14 protein-coding genes are annotated in these 24,410 nt (G+C 26.6%); 3 read left to right on the top strand and 11 right to left on the bottom strand.

Annotated elements, in window-relative coordinates:
• Positions 1–15 precede the first annotated feature (15 nt).
• Entirely contained in the window at positions 16–504 is a 489-nt protein-coding gene (locus tag HF520_RS02535) for a YbaK/EbsC family protein (RefSeq protein ID WP_168572531.1), read from the bottom strand.
• Between the two features lie 314 nt (positions 505–818).
• Here HF520_RS02535 and HF520_RS02530 point away from each other — a divergent pair, with 314 nt between their 5' ends.
• Entirely contained in the window at positions 819–1,619 is an 801-nt protein-coding gene (locus HF520_RS02530; RefSeq protein ID WP_168572530.1) for an NAD(+)/NADH kinase, read from the top strand.
• Positions 1,620–1,649: 30 nt separating this feature from the next.
• Positions 1,650–2,210: a phosphodiesterase gene (yfcE, locus tag HF520_RS02525; protein WP_168572529.1), complete on the top strand. Its 561-nt coding sequence runs from the start codon at positions 1,650–1,652 to the stop codon at positions 2,208–2,210.
• A 52-nt stretch (positions 2,211–2,262) separates the two neighbouring features.
• Here yfcE and pepT read toward each other — a convergent pair whose 3' ends face one another.
• The 3 genes from pepT to HF520_RS02510 all read right to left on the bottom strand — a co-directional run bounded on the left by pepT (position 2,263) and on the right by HF520_RS02510 (position 5,934).
• The gene (gene pepT, locus HF520_RS02520) at positions 2,263–3,486 is read right to left on the bottom strand and encodes a peptidase T (protein WP_168572528.1); all 1,224 of its coding nucleotides are present in this window, start codon (positions 3,484–3,486) and stop codon (positions 2,263–2,265) included.
• Positions 3,487–3,540: 54 nt separating this feature from the next.
• Entirely contained in the window at positions 3,541–4,593 is a 1,053-nt protein-coding gene (gene ytvI / locus HF520_RS02515; RefSeq protein WP_168572527.1) for a sporulation integral membrane protein YtvI, read from the bottom strand.
• Positions 4,594–4,680: 87 nt separating this feature from the next.
• The gene (locus HF520_RS02510; RefSeq protein WP_243155181.1) at positions 4,681–5,934 is read right to left on the bottom strand and encodes a hemolysin family protein; all 1,254 of its coding nucleotides are present in this window, start codon (positions 5,932–5,934) and stop codon (positions 4,681–4,683) included.
• A 272-nt stretch (positions 5,935–6,206) separates the two neighbouring features.
• Here HF520_RS02510 and HF520_RS02505 point away from each other — a divergent pair, with 272 nt between their 5' ends.
• Positions 6,207–6,881 (top strand): NAD(P)/FAD-dependent oxidoreductase, encoded by a 675-nt coding sequence (locus HF520_RS02505; RefSeq protein ID WP_168572526.1) that lies wholly within the window; start codon positions 6,207–6,209, stop codon positions 6,879–6,881.
• A 342-nt stretch (positions 6,882–7,223) separates the two neighbouring features.
• Here the strand turns inward: HF520_RS02505 and HF520_RS02500 are convergent, their stop codons facing one another.
• Genes HF520_RS02500 through HF520_RS02470 form a run of 7 tightly spaced genes read right to left on the bottom strand, consistent with a single transcriptional unit; the run spans position 7,224 to position 24,285 of the window.
• Positions 7,224–10,754, bottom strand: coding sequence for an SbcC/MukB-like Walker B domain-containing protein (locus HF520_RS02500; RefSeq protein ID WP_168572525.1), 3,531 nt, complete (start codon positions 10,752–10,754; stop codon positions 7,224–7,226).
• Positions 10,741–11,955: a metallophosphoesterase family protein gene (locus tag HF520_RS02495; protein ID WP_168572524.1), complete on the bottom strand. Its 1,215-nt coding sequence runs from the start codon at positions 11,953–11,955 to the stop codon at positions 10,741–10,743. Before HF520_RS02495 ends, HF520_RS02500 begins: the two co-directional genes overlap by 14 nt.
• Positions 11,956–11,978: 23 nt before the next feature.
• A complete protein-coding gene (gene addA / locus HF520_RS02490) occupies positions 11,979–15,977 on the bottom strand; it encodes a helicase-exonuclease AddAB subunit AddA (RefSeq protein ID WP_168572523.1) in 3,999 nt (1,332 codons plus the stop codon).
• A 2-nt stretch (positions 15,978–15,979) separates the two neighbouring features.
• Positions 15,980–19,432 (bottom strand): helicase-exonuclease AddAB subunit AddB, encoded by a 3,453-nt coding sequence (gene addB, locus HF520_RS02485; RefSeq protein ID WP_168572522.1) that lies wholly within the window; start codon positions 19,430–19,432, stop codon positions 15,980–15,982.
• Between the two features lie 14 nt (positions 19,433–19,446).
• Positions 19,447–20,169, bottom strand: a complete 723-nt coding sequence (locus tag HF520_RS02480; protein ID WP_168572521.1) for a PD-(D/E)XK nuclease family protein — start codon at positions 20,167–20,169, stop codon at positions 19,447–19,449.
• Between the two features lie 5 nt (positions 20,170–20,174).
• A complete protein-coding gene (locus tag HF520_RS02475; protein WP_168572520.1) occupies positions 20,175–22,382 on the bottom strand; it encodes an ATP-dependent helicase in 2,208 nt (735 codons plus the stop codon).
• A 1-nt stretch (position 22,383) separates the two neighbouring features.
• Entirely contained in the window at positions 22,384–24,285 is a 1,902-nt protein-coding gene (locus HF520_RS02470; RefSeq protein WP_168572519.1) for a hypothetical protein, read from the bottom strand.
• Positions 24,286–24,410 lie beyond the last annotated feature (125 nt).

Here is a 24,410-nt window from a genome sequence, read left to right as displayed (position 1 = left end):
TATTCTAAAAAGTACCTAATATTCCATACTATTCATTTCATACCCCTTACATACATCAACCCATTTAGCACAATTTGAGTATTTGCTAAGTTCTTCACAAGTAAGCTCTATTGATGAATTACTACTTCCTGCTGCTGGAAACACCGTTTCAAATCTTTTCATTGATTCATCTAAATATACGCTTATGTTATTTTTTAATGCAAATGGACAAATACCTCCAACTGCATGTCCCGTGAATTCTAATGCTTCTTCTGGAGTTAACATCTTAGCTTTACATCCAAATTCAGCTTTAAATTTTTTGTTATCAATTTTTGTATCTCCTGCTGCTACTACTAGTATCGCACTATCATTAATTTTAAAAGAAAGTGTTTTTGCAATTCTTGCAGGTATAACGTTAAGAGCCTTCGCTGCTAATTCAACTGTTGCACTAGATACTTCATGCTCCACCACATCATTTTCTTTATTAAATTGCTTAAAATATTCTCTTACTTCTTCTATTGCCAAATCTAACATCTCCTTTATAAAACCAATTGTAATATACTAATTATTCTTAATTTTATAAAAATTTATACAATATTTCAACTACTTAATATATAACTATAATAATTTTATAACTAGAATCATTATATAAAAGGTTATACCTATAAATCCTACTACTATTTCTACGATTATAATCTATTTGATCCTCCTTCTAAGTTTTAATTATCATAATAAGCATCTCTGATAATTAGAGTAAAGCATAAAACTATGTTAATTTATTATCTTTTCTATGAAATATCTAAATTATGTTATAATACAAAGTATAAAGAGGTGGAAAGATGAAAAGAATTATAACTATAAACTCAAACCAAGTGCATAAATCTATTGAGACTAGAGGTTTATTAAAAGAAAAACTTATCAATGCAGGATTTGATGTATGCTACGATTTTCATCCCAACACAGAACTTATTATATCAATAGGTGGCGACGGTTCTTTCTTAAAGACAGTTCATGATTTTGATTTTCCAGAAGTACCTATTGTAGGAATTAATACTGGTCATCTTGGCTTCTTTCCAGAAATATCTCCTAATGAGATAGACAAGTTTATAGAAGCTTATTTAAATCATGATTATGTTATAGAAGATGTTCCTGTTCTTCAGGCTAGTGTCTGTAGCAATAAAAGTTGCTGTGATGTTTTTGCTATTAATGAGGTAGTTGTAAAAGGGGATAAGTCAAGGACTATACATCTTAACCTAAAGGTTAATGATAGACATATACAAAATTTTAGTGGCGATGGAATGATAGTTTCAACTCCTACAGGATCCACTGCTTACAATTATGCTGCTGGTGGAAGTATAGTTGATACTAGTATAGAGTTAATGCAGTTAACTCCACTTTATCCAATAAACACTAATGCATATAGATGTTTTACATCTAGTATAATTTTTTCAATCGACTCTATTATAAAAATTGCACCTGAATATAGATTTGAAGATTCTATATTAATAGTGGTTGATGGAGTTGAATATAGATTTAATCAAATTTCAGATATCAAAATTTTTGCATCAGATATTAAAATTAGTTTGCTTAGAATGTCTAATTATGAATTTTGGAGTAGAGTATCTGAAAAGTTCTTATAAATTTACTAAATATACATAGGAGGAATTACAATGAAAATAGGCGTAATGAGTGATACTCATGGAAGTTTAGAATATTTTGAGAAGTCTATAAAAACGTTATCTGACTGTGATGTATTACTTCATGGTGGTGATATTCTTTACCATGGACCAAGAAATGATTTACCTAAAGACTATAACCCTAAAGGAGTAATAGAAAAGTTAAATAACTTGAATAATATACTTATAACAAAAGGAAATTGTGAAGCTGATGTTGATCAAATGGTTATTAACCATCCTATTCAAAGCCCTTATGTAATAAGTCAATTTGGAGAATTAAGAATCTTATTAACTCATGGCTATACTGACTCTAAAGAAGAAACTATAAAAAAAGCTAAAAGTATGGGCGCAGATATATTAATCCTTGGACACACTCATGTTAAAGAATTATACTTTGATGAGTCTCTAATGGTTTTAAATCCTGGAAGTACCTCTATTCCAAAAGATGGTACTCATTCAGTTGCTACAATTGAAATAATAGAATCTGGTGAAGATGAGTTAGAATTAGATTTTAAATTTATAGATTTAAATACAGGTAAATTTATAGAATTATAGTTAAATTTGTTTATTATAAAAAGGTAGCTTAAAATATGCTACCTTTTCTTTATTATCTACTTGCAAAATTTTCTGCTATTTTAATTATTAATTTTGAGCATTTCTCTATGGCATCAATAGAAACACATTCATTTTTACTGTGGAAGTTTAATCCTCCTGTAAATATATTAGGACAAGGCAATCCTTCATATGATAATCTTGCACCATCCGTACCACCTCTTATAGGAACTATATTTGGTGTTATGCCTAACTCTTGCATTGATTCTTTTGCAATATCAACTATAAACTTAACTGGTTCTACCTTTTCTTTCATGTTATAGTATTGATCTTTTAAATCTAAATTTATTCTATTATCGTATTTTATATTTAATTTCTCTATAACATCTACCATATAAGCTTTTCTAGATTCAAATTTTTCTTTATCATGATCTCTTATTATATAAATCATACTAGCTTCTTCTACACTTCCATTTATATCATTTAAATGGTAAAATCCTTCATAATTTTCTGTAGTTTCTGGTCTTTCGTTACTTGGAAAAGAATCTGCTATCTCACATGCTATATGAAGAGCATTTATCATTTTATTTTTTGCTGATCCTGGATGAACGTTTCTTCCTTGAATAGTTATTGTTGCACCTGCTGCATTAAAGTTTTCGTATTCAAGCTCTCCTTCCATTCCTCCATCTATTGTATATGCATATTTTGCACCAAATTTTTCTACATCAAAGAAATCTGCACCTCTACCAACTTCCTCATCAGGAGTAAATCCTATTTTTATATCTCCATGTTTAACTTCTGGATGATCTATTAAGTATTCTACTGCCGTCATAATTGCTGTAATACCAGCCTTGTCGTCTGCTCCTAACAAAGTTGTTCCATCAGTTACAATTATATCCTGTCCTTTTAATTTGCTTAATTCTGGATAGTCTTTTACATATGTAATTATATTTTTTTCTTCATTTAGAACTATATCCTTGCCATCATAATTTTTTATAACTCTTGGCTTAACATTTTTTCCTGTAATATCTGGAGCTGTATCTAAATGTGATATAAATCCAATTGTATCTACACTATCTATATTTCCTTTTAATGTTGCCATTACATAACTATTTTCATCTACATTAGCATCCTCTAACCCTAATGCTTTTAATTCTTCAACTAAATGCTTAGCAAATACTCTTTGACCCTCTGTTGATGGACAAGCATGATTTTTAGGATCTGCTGTAGTATCAAACTTGACATATTTTAAAAATCTCTCTGTTACTTTTTCCCTCATCTAAACGCCTTCTTTCTTATGTTTAATAATTTTATATTTATTATTTACTATTATCTACAAAATTTCAACTTTTTTTAATATATCATGCATTGCTACTAGACCTAAACAAAAAATTATACCTATTATACCTTTAATCTGAATACCTACAAATATAGCAATAACTGTAGCTAAAGGGTTTAAACCTATATGGGTAGATACTAATTTAGGTTCGAGTATCTGTCTTATTATAGATAATACAAAGAATACAATACTTATAGATATTGCTACAAAATAATTATCCACTATTAGATTGTAAATTATTATAGGTACAAAGATTACTACTATACCTAAGAATGGTATCAAATCTAAAAGACCTCCAATTATACCTAATATAAATCCATATGGCACTCCAAATATACTAAAACTTCCCCATATAACTAAAAATGTTATACTCATAAGTATTGCATATGCTTTTATATACCCTAAAATTGAAAATCTAATTTCTTTTTTTATATTCTTAACTTTAACTCTAGCACTATCTGTAAACATATCATAAAACCAATATTCTATTTTATCTATATCTTTTGCAATAAAATATGTTGATATAAATAATGTTATAATTAGTATGATAATATACGGTATTGAACTTGCAAAATTAATAATATTACTCAAGAAACTTTTAGATATATTAACTAACTCAGAGCTATACTTTCCTATAACCTCCTCTAAATTAAAGTTAGATATTTCCATAAAGCTTTCTAAATACTCGCTTGCTTGATTAATCAAAGCTGAAACCATATTGTTTATATCATTATAATTTGCATCAATATGATTTAAAAATGTTATTAGCTGCCTTGTTCCTGACATAACTAATATAGTAGTAATACCTATTGCAATTGCTACACCTACAAAACTTAGCACTAATGTCGATATCCCTTTATTAATATGTAATTTATCTTTTAGCTTTTGAGAGATTGGATTTATAATTAATGCTATAACTAGTCCAATAAAAAATGGGGCTATATATGGAAATGTTTTATAAATAAATATAAAACACAAGCTATATATAATAAAAAAAATAGCATTACTTTTTAATTTTTTCAAAAAATATCTGTTTAATACTTCCATATCCTCATCTCCTTTATTTAAAATTATATACTTTTTAATAGTATAGTATACAAATAAAACACTGCTAAATGCAGTGTTTTATTCTATTTATGTGAATATTCTTATCTTCATTATTCTGTTCTTTTCAAGACTTTCTATACAAAATCTTATATTGTCAAATTCAATAACTTCATTTTCATCAGGTATGCGACCTATGTGACCAATTATAAATCCTCCAATAGAATCAAATTCTTCGGACTCTAATCTAATTCCTATCATTTCATTAACATCACTTATTCTGGTGCTTCCTTCAACTATATATTCATCTTCTTTTATTACTTGTATCTCTTCATCTTCTTCATCATACTCATCATCTATATCACCAACAATTACTTCAACTAAGTCTTCTATTGTTATTAATCCAGCCGTTGCCCCATACTCATCTACAACTATTGCCATTTGACTTTTATCTTTTTTCATCTCTTCTAAAAGTTGAGTGATTTTCTTAAACTCATATGTGAAAAAAGCTTCTCTTACATAATCTTTTATATTAAAGTTATCAATTTCATCATCTTCTAAGAAGACTACATCCTTTATATTAAGAATTCCTATTATATTGTCTATTGATTCTTCATATACAGGTAACCTACTTAACTTTTCATTTTTAAATAAATCCATTATTTCATCATAAGTATCCTCTACATTTATAGCTATAATATCTAATCTTTGAACCATAGCTTCTTTAGCTTGCATGTCACCAAACTGGAATACATTATTTATTATTTCTCTTTCTTCAATTTCTAGTACTCCTTCTTCATGGCTAACATTTACCATAGTCTTTAGCTCTTCCTCTGTTATATAAGGTTGAATACCTTTATCTTGAACTCCTAAAATCTTAAAAATTACCTTTGTTATTATATTAAATATCCATACTACTGGTTTTAATATAGTTATTATAATTTTTATTGGTCTTGAAACTAATAAAGCCACTTTTTCAGTGTTATTAACAGCTATAGTTTTAGGAGTAATCTCACCAAATATTAGCACTAATATAGTCATAACTGCAGTTGCTATAGGTACACCCTTTTCTTGGAATATAGATAAAAATAATGATGTTGATATAGACGTTGCAGCTATATTTACAACATTGTTACCTACTAATATAGATGTTAAAAGATTATTAGAATCTTCAATTAAAGAGCCTACTAGTTTAGCACCTTTAATACCTTCTTCTTTCATGTATCTTATCCTTATTTTGCTTAAAGACATTAAAGCAGTCTCTGATGCAGAGAAAAAACCTGATGCTACTAATAATATCGCTAATAATACTATTTGAATCAAATTACTACTGGTCGAATCCAACCTTTACCACACTCCTAATTTCTGTTTTTTAATATTTAGTATAATGTTAGTATTAATTATAACACAATAGTCTATCTTTTGAAAACAGCACAATTCTTATAAGATTATTCCATAATATTATACCCTTATAATAATTATAAATATTTATCAAAATTAACTTTATCAATAAATCTTCAATATTATTTTATAAATAAAATGCTATTTTATTTATAAAATAATATTTTTTACTAATAATATTGAATAAGAGCTTTAATTTTATATGGAGGTAAAATATGAAAGATTTATTAGATAAGGGTGCTGTATTGCAAAGGGACAAAGAAACTTATGCTATTGCACCTCATATTCCAGCTGGTTTAATTTCATCTGACCAACTTAGAAAGCTAGCTGATGTTGCAGATAAATATAAAGTAAGTGCAATTAAAGTTACTGCTGCTCAACGTATAGCTTTAGTTGGTTTAAAAGAAGAAGATATCGATAATGCCTGGAATGATTTAGGAATGAAGCCTGGTGCTGCAATAGGATTATGCGTTAGAAGCATTAAAACTTGTCCTGGTACTACTTTTTGCAAAAGAGGATTTAGGGATTCTGTTAAACTAGGATTGGAATTAGATGATAGATATCATGGAATGAACTTGCCTAATAAACTTAAAATTGGTGTAAGTGGTTGTCCTAATAGTTGCGCTGATAATCACACTCGTGATATTGGTTTAATGGGTATGCCTAAAGGTTGGACAGTATTTGTCGGTGGTAAAGGAGGTACAATACCTAGACTTGGAAATAGGCTCATAATGAATGTACCTGATGATAAAGTTTTAGACATAGTTGATAAAATCGTTAGAGTTTATTCAGAAAATGCCAAAGGTAAAGAGAGATTAGGATCTTATATTGATAGAATTGGACTTGATGAATTTAAATCTATTGTTAATTTAGACCATTTTCTACAATAAGTAATTTTTCTTTGCATTTTATGTCACATTTTTCAGTTTATGCATATAATATATCAAGAGAAACTTAATAAGGTTTCTCTTAAATAAAACTAAATAGCATGATATCAAAACTCCTGTTAATATTCTAAAATGAGCGGATAAAAAAATATAATAATTTCTTTCCCTTAAACTTAAGTCACCTATTCTTCCCCCCTTGTTTAGGTGACTTTTTTATTTAATAATGTATAATATTATCTTATTTGTAAATAATTATATATGAGAGCGGAAATTATATATCTCTCCCCCTAATAAGTATATATAGGCATCTACAACTTCCCCCTTGTAGATGCCACTTTTTTTATATTAACTATATTCAATTTTTACTTTTGAACCAGATCCTGCTTCGCTAGATGTAACTACTAATTTTACTGGAACTCTATTTTTTAACTCTTCAACATGACTTATTATACCTACACTTAATTTATCACTGTGTAATCTTTCTAAAGATTGCATTACAATATCTAGTAGATCACTATCTAAAGACCCAAATCCCTCATCTAAGAAGAAAAATTCTAATGGTGCACTTCCCTTTAATTGTATTTGAGATGATAGCGCTAATGCTAATGATAAAGAAGTTAAGAATGTTTCACCACCAGAAAGCGTATCAACACTTCTTCTTTCTCCTCCATTGAAATTATCTCTCATTACAAAGTTTAGCTTTTGGTCAATCTCTAGAGCATATCTTCCTTTTGTAATTGATTCTAATCTTTTCGATGCTTCTAATGCTATATATTTTAATTGATTTGTTGCTACATATTCCACAAATCTATTACCTTGAATAATCTTGTCTAAATCTTCAAGTAAGTCTACCTTATGTTGTACTTTTTTCAATAACTTAGTAATTTCTTTTATTTTATCTAAGGAATCTTTTAAGCTATTTAATATATTTTCTTTTGCACCAATCTCTTTAGATATACTGTTTATTTCTATCTTAAGTATATATATATTATTTTTTAACTCTTCAAACTCTTCTTTTTTAATTAGTCTACCTGCTAATTTATGTTTCAAATCTTCGATTTTAGATATTAATATTCTTTGCTCTTCTTCATATTCTAAAATTTCTTCTAATAATCTTTTTTTATGGTCATATTCGAGTAAAGCTCTTTTAACTGCATATATATTTTCAAACTTATTATCACTTAGTAATTGATTAAGTGTCTGTTCTTGTATCTTATGATGGTCTTTGGCAGTTTTTAATCTACCCTCTATATTTTTTTTATCTCCTAAGCATGTTTCATACTCAATTCTTTGGATTTCTAATTTATTTTTTAATTCAACCTCTAATTTATTTATATTTTCTACATAATCTTCAAGTTTTTGTAGTAATTCTTTTGCTGATTCACCTTTTGTTATAGAAATAAAATCTCTATATTTTTCATCTCTAAATCTACATTTTTCAGCGTATAACTCTCTAGCCTTTATAAGCTCTAGTTCTGTTTTATGTATCTTATTATCTAAAGATTTAATTTCATTTTCTGCATTATCTTTAGATGAAACTAAAACAGTATATTCTGAATTAATACTTTCTATTTCCTTTTCATTTAAGTTAATTTCTTCTACTTTAGAACTTAAATTAGATACTTTAACAATTGCCTTTAAACTTAAATATTCATTTTTAACATTTTGATATTTCAATTCTATTTCTTCTAAATCTGACTTTATCTCTTTAATAGATTTTCTATAACTATTTATTTCTTCTAATATTTTAACTTCATCTTTTTCTATCTTACTTTTTTCTTCTTTAAGTTTACTTATTCTTTCCTCTATAGATTCTTTTTCCTCATTCCAATTTTGAACACTATTCTTTAATAACTCAAGAATTCTGTTTTCTGATTCTAATTTACTAGAAAGATCTATAGACTTTAGCTCTCCTACTTTTCCTTTTAACTCTTTTAGCTCTTTTGATTTAATTTTCTCCCCTGATATATACTCACTATTTTTTAAATTTAACTCTTCTAAGTTTGTTCTAAGTGTTCTATCAATTTCTTCGTAATGTTCTAGTTTACTTTTAACAAAATTAATTTCCTCATTTTTATTTATAAATTCTATATTTTCATGATGTTTTGATCCACATACTGGACATGGCATATCAGGCTTTAAATCTTTTCTAAGTTCTGATGCTAAGTTTAAATATTTTAATCTTTCAATTTCTTTTTCTAAATCTTGAATTTCTTTTCTGTTTACCTCTACTCTTTCGCTTATAACATCAATTTCTCTATTATTATTATATTTTTTTTCTAAAATGATATTTATTTCATCCTGAAGTATATTTATTTTTTGTTCATTTTCTTTTACTGTATTATATGTATTTTTCAATTCACTTATATACTCAGTTTTAGACAAGATTTCTTCATTTGTTCCAGGACATTTTTTTATCAAAGCAGCTTGAGATATAACTAAATCATCTAACTTAGAATTTGTACTAATCCTATCTTTTTCTATATACTTACTCTTTAAATTTAACTCCTCAACTTCTTTGGTTAAATTATTCAATCTATCTTGCTTTTGAGATTTTTCTTCTCCTAATTTTAAATATTCTTTTTCATAATCATATGCTAAAAATATTTTTTGCTTTAAGTCTGCACTTATTTTTAATTTATTAATTTTATCTTCTTTTTCTTTAATATTTTTAACTATTACATCTCTTTTTGCTTCGACATCTTTTTTCTGTATTTCAGAGATTTTCTTTTCTTTACTTAGGCCAATACCTCTTTCTTTCATTTCCTTTATTTCTTCATTTATAATATTTAGTTCTTCCTCTATTTTTAGAGCATTATTTAATTTTTCTTTATGTTCCATTAATCTTGGCATTTTTTCATCTTTTGTTTTATAAGCTTCTTCATATCTATTTTTAGTTATTGTAAGTTCTTGATTTAAAATACCTAAGTTTCTTTCTATTTCTTCAATCTTTAATGAATCATCATTTATTTTCTTTTCTAATTCTTGAACTATATATATGCTAGGATTAACTCTCTCTGCATTTTCAGCATTTTCTAACTGAACTTTTTTATCCTTAATATCATTTTGCTTTAGGTCTAATTCTTTTTTTCTTACCTCATAGCTTTCTAATTTTGTTTGTTCTTCATAAATTTCTTTACTCTCTTCATATAATTTTTGAGTTTCATCTAATTTTTCATGTTTATTTTTTTCATTTTTCTTTAAGTCTTCTAACTCTTTTAAGGTATTATCATATAGTTCGGGGCTGATACCTTCAAATTGACTCATTTTTGTATTTAAATCTCTTAGATCTAAATTGGCTTCATTTTTTCTTTTTCTTACTTTATCAATAAGCCCTCTCCCATACTTTTCAAGATTAAATATCCTTTCAAGCATATCTCTTCTATCTGATCCTGTTAGCTTTAAAAATTCATTAAATTTTCCTTGTGGTAAAACTACAGATCTTGTAAAATCATTTGCTGTTAACCCTACAACTTGAGTTATCTTGTCATTTACATCCTTTGCTTTATCTGCAAGTATTATTTCTGTACCATCATTTTGTTTTTCTATTAGTCTTGCATAAGTGGTTTTAGTTCCACCAGCTTTACTTCTTCCTATAATTCTAGTTACTTCATACCTTCTTTTAGTATTTTTACCCCCTATTTCAAACTCATAAGTTACTACAGCTTCTTTACAAGAACTATTTATAAACTCTTTTGTATTTCTAGATATATTTCCATACATAGCTATAGTTATTGCATCAAGTATAGTAGATTTACCACTTCCAGTATTTCCAAATATACCAAATAAACCTCTATCTATAAGTTCCTCAAAATTTATCACTTGTTCATCAGTATAACTATTTAATCCACTTAATGTTAATTTAATTGGTCTCATTTTCCAAATCACCTTCTTCACTGATTATGTCTAAGAATAAATCCATAAGTTCACCTCTTGGTTCAAGTCCTGTACTAAATTGATAAAACTCCTTAAACAATTCACCCATAGATTTTTCTTTAACATCAATTTCTTCTTCTTCATATTCTGAAGTTATTATTGGTCTTATTTCAATGATATCATCTAATAAATCTTTCATTTGTTTTATCTCTGATTGATTTATTACATGCTCTGTCTTTATCTCAAAGTAAGACCATATGTCCCTATCTTTATTGTCTTCACATATTTTTATAGCTTCTTCAACTCCATTACATTTAAATACTTCTATTGGCTTATAATTTTTAAAGTATATACTTTGTATAATAGGTGTTTCTCCTGCTTTAATATCTACTATGTTTGCACCTTTTGCATAACTTCTTTCATCCTTACTATACTGAAGTGGTGAACCAGAATAATATGCATTTAATCTATGGGATGCCTTTTGTGGTTTATGTAAATGACCTAATGCTATATATTGAGCTTTAGTCGGTAGATCTTTTTTTTCTACTAATAAACTACCTCCAAGCTGTATAGGTCTTTCAGAATCAGTTTCTTCACCACCAACTACAAAAATATGTGATACAGCAATATTTATAGTATCATCCTCAAAATTTGATTCTAATTCTCTAAATATTTCCCCCACCCTCTGAGAATATGTTTGCTGAGCTTCCTCATCGTTAGAAGGATTTCCAATAGCTTCATTTAGTCTTTTTTCACTTGGATAAGGAAGGGTGATTATAGTTGCCCTTTCTCCATCAATATCTATTTTTAAACAACCTTCTTTAGCTTCTATGATTTCAAATCCTTTGTATTTTGCTTTTTCTGTAAAACTCAAAGGATAACCTAAAATTATTATTCCTTGCTCATGAGTAAGTGGTGTTATAGCTGCTAATCTTTCTGGATTATCATGATTTCCTGAAATAACTAATACACATCTTTCTCCATTATTAGCTAATCTTGATACCGTTTTATAAAATAATTTTTCTGCTTTAGCAGGAGGGTTTGATGTGTCATATACATCCCCTGCTATAATAACCATATCTATATCATTATCGTCTACAAGCTTTACAAAATCATCGCAAAATTTTTCTTGTTCTTCAAGTCTAGAATGACCCTCTAGGCTTTTGCCTAGATGCCAATCTGATGTATGAATAAATTTCATATGTATCCTCCCTTAGCTATATCTTAATATGATATAGCTTCATCTATACCAAATAAATAAATACACTTTTCCTTAACTCTTTTACCTGTAAGCTTTTCTAAAGCTTCAGAATAGAGTTCTAATTGCTTTTCATATCGACTTATTACCTTCTCTTTGTTTTCATCATTTACAAAATCAGTTTTATAATCTAGTAATACTATTTCTCCATTTTCTTCAAAATAAGCATCTATTATACCTCTTACCATTAAAGTTTCTTCGTCATAAGTATTATTCTCACCTTGTAATAAGTCATCATAAATATATACATCTTTCATCTTTACCTGAGTGTATATAGCTTGCTCTCTTTTTAGAAAATCTGAATTTAGCATTCTTTTACCTATACTAGATTTGAAGAAATTATATATTTTAAATGAATTTATAACTGATGATTGCTTTTTAGTTATTATTCCTTTTTTAATAAGTAATTCTATCTGTTCTTTAATTTCATAAACAGTATTTACTTTATTTAGATCCAATACTTGCATAACTAAGTGAACTATAGTGCCTCTTTCGGCACCACCTATTTTTTCTTTTTCTTCATTTTCTTGTATAAATAATGGTCTTTTTAAGACTATTTTTTGATTAAAGAAACTTTGAGATAAATCTTCCTCATATGTATTTTGTATCTTTTTTATTTCTGTAACTGATATACTTGCCGGTTTAGTTACACTAAAACTATAAGGATATTCATAATTTAATTTATTTTTTATCTCATTATAATAATCAGTGCTAGGTTCATCTAAATTTATATTTTTAAGTATTTCTTCTATACTATCTTCTTCCTCTTCTTTTTTTTCTAAAAGAATATCTTCTTTATACCATAACTTAGTATTCCATTTTGATGGATGATCTTCTATATTCTCTACATTTATATTTATTTTTTCTCTAATATCCTCTAAGTCCCTATGCTTTAGAACGCATGGCATTATCCAATCTAAAAAGTTCTTTCCTTTTAAAATTGAATACTGTGAAATTGTCGGTGAACTATCTAAATTGCTAGACCACTTTTTTATACTATCTTCTATTTTTTTAGTAGATCCAGTTATTATTAATTTTTCCTTTGGCCTAGTGAAAGCAACATACAATACTCTCATTTCTTCTGATAAATTTTCTATATTGATTTTATTTTTTAATGCTTCCTTGGCTATACTAGGAAAAGATATTCTTCTTTCAAAATCTACTAACTGAGGACCATAGCCTAGAGAGTGATGATACAGTATATTTTTCTTAAAATCTTGAGTATTAAAGTTTTTTCCCATTCCACTACATATAACTATTGGGAATTCTAATCCTTTACTTTTATGTATACTCATTATCCTAACTACATCTGCATTTTCTCCAAGTGTTTTAGCACTTCCCATATCTGTACTTGATTTTTTCAACTTACTTATAAAGTTTATAAAATTAAATATTCCTTTAAAACTAGTCTCTTCAAACTGTTTCGCTCTTTCAAATAAAATTTTTAAATTAGCTTGTCTTTGACTACCTCCCGGTAATGCACCTACATATGCATAGTATCCTGTTTTAGTATATAAATACCATAAAAACTCATATGTACTCATATATAAAGATTTTTCTTTAAAGTCTTTTAGCTTTATTAAAAATTCTTGAGCTTTTCTTATCTTAGGGTCTTCAGATAAACTTATATTTTCCTTTTGTACTTTTTCATCTTCTGTTTCTTTTATTTTTGACTGCGATATAATATCTATATTGCCAAATTCATCAAAATCTTCAAATGAGCTGAATGAACTAAGGTCATCTACACTATGTATTTCTTCTAGTTCTGAATAAATTTTTCCTAAGTTTATAATTTCATTGTTTTTATTCTCTTCTATAAATTTATTTTCATTTACTTCAAAAACTTTATCATATGCAAATTCTTCTAATGCTTCATAAAAGCTTTTTTCTTTATCTTCTAACCTAATATCTATTAATTCTTCCGGAGTAAAAGCAAACATAGGAGATTTTAATACAGCTAATAATGGTATATCTTGTAGAGGATTGTCTATTACTTGTAATAATGACATTACAGTTTTTATTTCTATCGTATCAAAATACCCAACTCCAATATCTGCATATGTAGGTATATCCATATTCATAAGTTCATCTGCAAAAACTGGTGCCCAAGCTGATGTTGCTCTAAGTAAGATTACTATATCTTTAAATTGGACTTCTCTATAAGCATCTATTTTTTTATCGTATACCATTTGAATTTTTCCGTCTTCTTTAGGTTTCATTAAATCTTGTATTATTTTTCCAACCATTCTAGCTTCAAGCTGAATATTATCTATTTCTTCCTCACCTTGAACTTCTTCAATATTTTCATCTAAACCTTCAGCTTTATTTTTTTGAATTAGATGTATTTCTGTAGGTCCTCCTACTATAACATTTTCATTATCATTTTCTTTAAAGCTAGCACCTAGATTTAATCTTTCTTTTTCGGTATATTCAATTTCACCTATATTTTTACTCATTATATTTTCAAAAATGTAATTAGCTGAATCTAAAACTTCAGCACGACTTCTAAAGTTTTTATATAGCATTATTTTTCTATATAAACTACCTTCTGTAGTTCCATAAGTTTCATACTTTTCTTGGAATATTTCAGGCTTTGCTTGTCTAAATCTATATATACTTTGCTTAACATCGCCAACCATAAATCTATTTGGAGTTTTTATTTTAGCGATAGTACTTAATAATACCTCCTGAACTAAGTTACTATCCTGATATTCATCTATAAATATCTCATAGAATTTATCTCTATACATTAATGCTACATCTGACGGAATTGCATTTCCATATTCATCAGTTAAGATATTTCCATCTTCATCTTTTTCTGTAAGAATACTTAATGCGAAATGTTCTATATCTCCAAAGTCTATTATTCCTTTTTCTCGTTTTCTTTTAGAATATTCTTTTTCAAATTTTATTATAGTTTCTGATATAGATTTCACTATAGGATACAAATATTGTATCTCTTCCTTTATACTTTCACTATTCTTATAGAAACTACTTTGTATTATATCTTCTAATGATTTTTTAGCTTTATCTCTAATTGACTTAGCTTTATCCTTAGCTTCTTTTATATACTCTGGTGCATCCTTTGGTATTCTTTTAACACCTTTAACATAGTTTTCAAAAGACATTGAAGACATTTTAGAGTACGCTTCATCCCATGAAGTATTGCATGCTTTTAGTAAGTCCTTTACTTTTAAATATTCTATTTTTAATCTTTCTGTAAAAGTTTCTAATTCTTCTATGCCTTCAACCTCTTCAAGTGCTTTTTTCATACTTACTTCTATCCCGCTAATTTCAATTCTTACGGTATCAAGTATAGATTTCGCCCAAGCTGAATTTTCAAATCTAAAATCATCATCTATATTAAAGTCTTCTGCTGATTTAATTAGCCACTCATTAGGATATGGAGACGCCATAGCAAAAGAATATATACTTAAAATAATATTTTGAAGCTCATTATCTCCTCTTTTTTCTGCATAACTTTCAACTAAATTTAGAAAACCTTGATCTCTTTCTTTATAAAGTTCTTCAAATACATCTTCTAAAGCTTCACTTTTTAATATATTACATTCAGTTGTATCTCCTATTCTAAAATTAGGATCTAAGTTAATTTTATGAAAGTTAGATTTTATTACTTCTAAACAAAAAGAGTGTATAGTTGTTATACTTGCTTTGTTTAATAATACAAGCTGATTCTGTAAATGAGTATTTTCAGGATTATCATCTAAAGCTTTACCTATAGCATCGCCTACCCTTTCTCTCATTTCCGATGCTGCTGCATTAGTAAATGTAACCACAAGTAATTTGTCTATATCAATTGGATTATTTTCATCAGTTATCATCTTTATTATACGTTCAACTAGTACTGCTGTTTTTCCCGAACCTGCTGCTGCAGCTACTAATAAGTTGGAATTTCTACTGTCTATAACTGACTGTTGTTCTACTGTCCATTTAGGAGAACTCATTACTATATCTCTCCCTTCATTAGTTTAATAACTTCTTCATTATCTTTATTATTTAAAATTCTATACTTATTATCTTTCATAGTAGTATCAAATTGACAAATAGCTGAATAACTACAGAAATCGCAAGAAGTTCCATTTTTATTTTTATATGGATCTATACCTATATTCCCACTTACCATTTCCTTACATAAATCTTTAACAGTTTTCTTCACATAACTTCTAAGAATCTCAAACTCTTCATAGGTTACCCCATTTGTACTTTTTCCTATGTTTCCATCTTTAGTTAGATTTGCAGGTATTACTAGAGAAGACTTCCTAGCACCATCTGCTAAAGACTTGTCCATTTCTTTTATAATATGGGCGTCCTTTATTATTAAACCTTTCATTCTCATATCTTTAAGTATAGCCTCTCTGACTTCTTCATCATCTTTATCTTCATTAAATTTAGCAATAGGATTGTCTATTCTACAATATAAAATTGCTGCTGGACTTAAATTTCCATCGCCTTTACTTGCGCTTTCAAGTATAGCATCTAAGTATACTAATAGTTGTAATTGAAGACCATAGTACACATCGCTCAAACTTATAGATTTATTTCCTGATTTATAATCAACTATTCTTATATATTTTCCATCATTCTCTTCAAATTCATCAACTCTATCTATTTTACCTATTAGATTTATTTCTTCTCCATTATCTAACACTAACTTTATAGGAGGATACTTTCCATTAAATCCAAATTCAACTTCGTAATCACTAGGTTCAAATGATCCTTGCTTTATTTGCTCTGCTATAACATTTAATGCCGCTACTAACATATTTTTTAATCTAAAAGCTAAGTATTTATATCTTTCTGAACTATTTAGTATATATCCAGGTATTTTACCTACTATATCATCAACTAATATTGAAACTTTATCTTTTATATAATTAATATCTATATCTTTCCATTGTAAGTTATCTTTTGAAAGAGATTTCGAAAAGTTCTCCAATATATTATGTATAAAGTTTCCTAAATCAGGTGCTGTAAACGAATACTCTTTTCTTTCTTTTGCTTTAAGTCCATACTGAATAAAGTAAGCAAATGGACATTGAGCATATTTCTCTACTCTAGATACGCTTAATATACTATTTTGATAAAGTTTTTTCATTTTATCTTCTTCTACATTCCTTACTTGATTTGTATAATTAAGCCCAGAAATAACTTTTTTAGATATATTACTATATTCATCATCCTGTATAAAATATCTATATATATCAAGCCAAATTTCCTTTATTTCTTTTTTATCATCATACTCTTTTATTTCGTTTATAAGTTTATTAAAAGTAGGTGCTTTAACAGTTATTTTATTTAATACATCTTCGTCTGTAGATTCTTCGGCTTCTAACAAATAACTTATATTTTTTATTTTAGGAAATATTTTTTTTAACCTAGACACTATAACTGATGGTCTTAATGTTTTACCTTCATGGTCTGATATAGGATAAGTTACAATTAGGTTTTCACAAGTTGAAGTTAGTGCCTTATACACTAAGAATTGTTCTTCAAAAGTCTTTGTTTTGCTATCTAAGTCTACTTCTACACCCTTATCCCCTAAGCTTTCTCTATCATTGTCACTTAATAAACCACTATCTTTTGATATTAAAGGGAATATTCCATCAGTAGTACCTATTAAATAAAGATACTTTGTATTAGGATTTTTCATTCTATCTACACTACTAACAAGTACCTGGTCTATACTTGGTGGTACTAACCCTAATTCATACTCATCAAATCCTAAACTTATAAGTCTTATAAATTCATCTAAGGATTTTTTTTCATCCCCCATAATTTCAACTATTTGATCAAGTATATCTATTACTATATCCCAAACTTGAGAATATTGATTTGCTACATCTAGTTCTCCTTTATCTTTAAAATTGCAAATTAATTTTTCTATAGTTGTTGGAATATTTATATCTAGTAAAAATTCATATACATATTGACATAGCTCTTGTACAGTTTTCTTTCCATTTAGCTTATTTTGTAGTTTAATAATTGGAGAAATAACTCTTTCCTTTATTTCATTAACTCTCTCTTTTAAAGATATTTCATAATCGCTTTCTTCCATACTATAATTAGCATTTACTCTATAATTCCATTTCTCTTCAAACCACTTCTTACCTCTTATACCATTAGCAAGTACATAGTTTTCAAGTAAACTTATATCTTCATTATCTATTTCTAATAGTCCACTTTTTAAGTATCTAAACATAGCTTCATAGCTATATCTTCTGTTTTTCATTTCTAAAGCAGAGATTATTAGAACTATTATGGGATTGCTTTTAGCTTCTCTTTTTTTATCTATAAAATTAGGTATTTGGTATTCATTAAATATAGAATGTACTAAAAAATCATATCTATTTAAATCTCTAGTTACTACCGTAATATCTTTATATCTAATTTTTTTATCCCTCACTAAATATATTATTTCTTTAGCAATTTCTTCTACTTCAGAATATAAATTGTTAAATTCCTTTATCTGTATATTTTGAGTTTCTTCATCATATACCTTATATGGATAAGCATTATAATATCGTTCTAAATGACTCAACTCTTTATTTCCTTTGAATCTGTGTATTGTTCCATTATTAAGATTCAAAGGCTTCTCTATTTTTATACCTTCTTCTAATGCAATTCTATTTAATTTTTCATATGTAAATTTTGTTCTTGAAAAAGCATCCGTCTTATTGTACGAAAAGTTTGCTATGCTATCTATAGTAAGAGATATATTAACTTCTTTTGCTTTATTCATTAAGCTTTTTATAACCCTATACTGATTTGGTGTAAATCCTGTAAATTCATCTATATAAATATAACATCCATCAAAATAATCGCATGCTTCTATTTTATCTGCTAATAAGTTAAGTAAATCTTGAGAATCAACATACTTTTCATGAAGCTTATGTTCAAAAGCATCATATATTTTGCTTATATCTTTTAACTTTAAACTTAAAGTTTCATTTTCTACTTCTGCACTCAAATGCTGTAATAACTCTGGAGTTATATTGTATTGTTTAAATTCAGAAATCATATCTGAAACTGATGTTATAAATCCTGATTGTGTTGCTGATTTTGAAAATATATTTAATTCTTTAGCAACACTTTCTATTGCACTACTAGTAATAATTGCCTTTCCACTAGAATTTATATTAACATTTGTTAATCCACCAACATGAGAAAAGACTATATTACTCATAGTCTTAAAACTTAATACTCTAGATCTTAAAAATTTATCTTTTTCATTTCCTGAGAATAAATTACTCATTCTTTTTTCCATTTCAAAGGTATACTGTTCTGGAACTAGCATTATTATTGGAGTTGTTTCATTTTCTTGAGCTTTCTTCTTTATTTCATCTAACATATAGGTAGACTTTCCGCTTCCACTTCTACCTATCACAAACCTAAGTCCCATATGTACCTCCTTTATTAATTATTGCAAAGCTTATTAAATTCACAATAGTTACAATGTTTTTCATTTTTTTCTATAGGTATATCACCATCATTATCTTGATAGTTTGTTCTTTTGATTAAATCTATATATTCTGATAATTTTTTTATGTACTTTTCATGCTTTTCATCGTCATATGTTATAACTATTGGCTCTTCATCAAATTCTGGCTGATAGTACTTCATTTTTATATCTTCTGTTTTTATATTTAATTTAAATATCTTAGGAATTACTTCCTTAGCTAAAGCAAGATATACTATTGTCTGAATTCTTGACTCTACATTCTTATAATTAATTTGTTTTGCTTCTGTTTTCCAGTCCCATATATCTATATTATTTTTTCCTATCACAACTAAATCATACTTTGCTAGTATTTCATTTCCGTTTAATGTATATCTTATTTCATACTCTGGTAAATATAAATTTTTATCATTCTTCGGTAATAAAGTTTTTATTTTTTCTATCCATTTATTAAACTTATTATTTTCAATATTTCCTAATGGAATATTGCTAAAGTACCTTTCACATAATAAATGAAACTCTCTACCTAATTTCAAACTTGTATAATATTCTTCTGATGAAAAGTCATCATACTTCCAATTTATATTATCTATGTACTTAAACTTAAATTTAAGAGGGCATGACTTATAAGTGTTTATTGAGTTTTGGCTATATCTAAAGTAATTCAAATTTTTATTCACTTAAATCACCTCTCTCTTTTTAATTTAATATAATCATTCAATTTATACCAATATATAGATGGATTTTGTTTTTTTCTATCATTATTAATATCATTTTCATCTTTATATAAACATGTAGATATAATTAACATCTCTTTTGCTCTTGTTATTCCTACATATAATAATCTTATTTTTTCTTTTATTATATCAATTTTAGTTTGTTGTTCATAATCAACTCCATTGTATCCCTCTACGATAGCGTCTATTTCTTTTTTTATAATAGCTTCTGGGTTTTTATACTTATCCTTTAGATACCATTTATCACATTGGAATTTTTGATTGACATTGTCTGGGAAATTAAATTCGCTTAAACCTAGTAAAAATACACAATCCCACTCTAAACCTTTGGACTTATGATAATTACACACAGTTATACTACCTGGCATAGGCTCATATCCATTTATTTCATATACAACTTCTACTATATGTGAAAACACTTTATTTCTAGTATTAGCTAATATTTCATATACATCTTTTAAACTCATATTTACATTTTCAAATAGTAAAAATTTTACGTAAAAAGCTATATAATCTACTACTGCTCTATCTTCATTTTCCAAATTTAATTTTTCTCCGATAAATAAAATAAGTGTATCTAATCTTACAATAGGATACTCTAAAATTTTCTTCAAGGTTTTTACACCTTTATTAAATCCTTTATATACCTCACTATCTATATCTATAATTAGATTTTCTTGAATATTTTCATCATAAATAAGCTCTTCTATTTTATAATTTTTTAGTATTTCTATAAAATCCTTCTTACCTTGTTCATTTTCGGTATGTATAAATACCCTATCTAATACAGTTATAAACTTATTTATATTATCACAGTTTAAAATAAAATCTATTATAAAAGCAATATTATTTAATACATTTCTCTTATTACTAGAATTTGGACCTAACTCTTCAAACTCTAATCCAGCTTTTTCTAGTTCTCTACCTACTTGATTTACATGATCGTTATATGGAACTAGTATTCCTATACTTTTATCTGGATACTTTTTCTTAATACCTTTTGTAAATCTTATTGTTTCATTTATTTCATCTTTCCAGCAATTATATAATTTCGTATTTATATTATAATTAGTTGGTTCTGGGTTTTCTTTATAACCCTTATTCTTAGGTACAGTCCTTACCTTCATATCTTCTAATGCGTCTTTGCATTCAACTTGATTAAAATCTTTAGTTACATACCTAACTAGTTCATTTGCTAAATCTAGTATATCTTTAGAACTTCTATTTGACATATCCATTCTGTAACAATAATCAGCTGTTTCTATAAACTCCTTGAAGTATTTTGGATCCGCTGATGAAAATGTACCCGTTATGCTTTGATTTATATCTCCAACTCTAACCAAGTTACTATTTTTTTCACATATAACCTTGATTATTTTACCTTGTATTTCATTAGAATCTTGACACTCATCTTCAAATACATACGTATATCTATTTTGAAATTTAGTTCTTAGTCCTTCATCTATAATCAATGCTTTATATCCTAGTATTAAAATATCATCATAGTCTAACAACCCTTGTTGCTTTAGTCTCCTATCATATTCTTTATATATAGGCAATACTATTCTAAGCATTCCTTTATAATCACTTGATATATTATCTTCTAATTTATCTGGAGTAATATCTTTATATTTAAGTTCACTAATAGAGTTTCCAATTAAATCATAAAAACCTCTATCCCAGTTTTCAAGACTTATATCTCTCCATCGTTCACTTTTTTGCTCCTTAAGAAAGAAGTTAAATATTTTCTCTCCTCCACTAGACCTATATCTATTTATACAATCAGTTAATATTATATTTTTTTGCAAATCATCAGCTATGCTGAATTCCTCATTTAACATTATTATTTCCGGCTTTTCTTTAATAATCTTAACTGCCAAACTATGTATAGTCATTACTTCATATGCATTAGAATTTTGTATGTTCTTTTCTTCCAATATTTTTTTTATTCTGCCTTTAAAGTTATTAACCGCACTATTCATATAAGTAAGAATTAAAATTTTTCCTTTTTTATTATAATTTTCTTCTAAAAGTTTCGCTACTAAATTCGTAACTATAAAGGTTTTACCTGCTCCAGGCACTGCTGGTACTGCCATAGTTCCCGAAGTATAATTTATTATAGGAATCTGATCTTCTCTATAATTTATCTTGCTCATATTATTTACCTCCTTTATCTAGTAACTTTAGTAGGAGGCTATATAATATACTCTCTTGCATATATCCATTCACTGTGTAATCACTTTTAAAAGCATAAACCTTGTCTGCACTTTCAAGTAAGTTGTATATCATATTGTATAAATAATATTTTTTATAATATTCCTCCATATCATCACTGTAAATTTTATTTTTATCATATGACTTTCTAAGAACTATAGCATTACTTATATCTTTTTCTATCTTCATATTCCAGCTATTACTACCTATATCTACCCATAATTGTATAGGTCTACTAATATTTGATGATATATAAGAGTATGGTGTTGTTATTATAACTTTATTACTCTCTTTCATATCTTGTATCTCTTTTGGTAAGTAATAATCTTTTATTGTAGTTTTAAGTACATCTATAAATATTTTTTCTTTTATTTTTTTATTATCTAAACTTAAAATACTTATATTTTCCGTAAATATTTCACTTTCTTGGATAATTTGCTTACAAATTTTGATATTATCTCTTCCGGTTTTCAATACTAAAAGCTTATCTATATAAAATCTCATCAAAAACTCATAAATTTTAATACTATCCGATTTATATCTATTTATATAATTAATTAAATCTTTATACTCTTCATTTTCATCTCTATTTCTATATATACTTAATGCTTTTATTCTATTTACATTAAATATAGTTTCTATAAAACTTATATACTCTTCTTCTTTTATTAATTCCTCATATTCATAAAATAAGCATGCCGCTACAATAAGTGCATTTGCAAAAGGATAATCTATTATTTTATTATCTATTTTTGTATTTACTGCTTCTATATTATAATTTTTAAGCATATTAGCTAAATTATAATCTAATATAGTATTGTTTACAGGAGATATTATAGCTATATCTCTAGGATTAACATTATTATTGATTAAATCTAAAACCTTATTTGTAACTTCAGTAATCATCTCACTGTATAATTGACTTGATTGGTTCAACTCAATTTCTACATCTTGACTATATAAATCATTAATATTTAAATTATTGTTTATCATTTTATTTTCGTTATTTCCAACTATATTAAATTTTTTTATTATATTCTTTTCTATGTAATTTATATCAACATTATTAAAAGATGAGTAATCTCTTGTACTATTATAATAAACATGACTTTCATTTAAAAAATTTGATACTGTATCAATAAAATCTACCTCTGCATTACTACAACTTTCTAAACTATCAACAATAATATAGTTTATCCTTTTTTTCAATGCTTTTAGGTAATCTTCATTATTTAGTAAAAAGTTATTATATACATATATACTGAGATGGTTGTCAAGCATCCCTTTAGATAATAAAGTTTCTATATAATTATTTATAATTTCATCCATTTGAGTATATGAAAATCGTAGTAGCTTATCCTTATTTTTTTTAGATAAATATAACCTTTCTCCAATAGTATCAAACTCAATTAAACTTAATGCAGATTTATTTATATTATTTTTAATACTATTTGATATCCCTCTATTTGTACTTGTAAGGTCATCAAAATATCCTTCCAAATTTCTTTTCTTTGAAACTTCATTATTTATTATATAGTCACTTAAATTGCTTGATATAAATATAGGAACTATATTATTTCCTCTAATAGTCTTACATTTTTCTACTATAATAGGCCAATATTTAATTATTTCTTTTTTCACAAAACTTATATATGTTATTATATTTAATTCCTCACTATATTTTAAATTTATATTTCTTTCATACATTAATTTAGTAATACTATTTGGAACTAAAAAAAGTATTTTACTTGATTGATTATTATTTAAGTTTAATAAATGTCTATACTTTTCTAATGCTTGCTTAATTTTTTCTTCTTGAACATTTATGCTATATAAGAGCTTCAATCTATCACCTTTTCGTTATTATAATTATTTATTATTTTATAAAATCATTTATATTATTAATTATAACATATAATTTTTTTACAAAAAAATACTATCAAATTATTATGAGGAGCATTTGATAGTAT

Origin of the sequence: Romboutsia sp. CE17 (assembly GCF_012317385.1) — a bacterium.
GTDB lineage: Bacteria > Bacillota > Clostridia > Peptostreptococcales > Peptostreptococcaceae > Romboutsia_E.
Note: the sequence above shows the minus strand (reverse complement) of the source record. Positions and strands in the feature narration are given on the sequence as shown.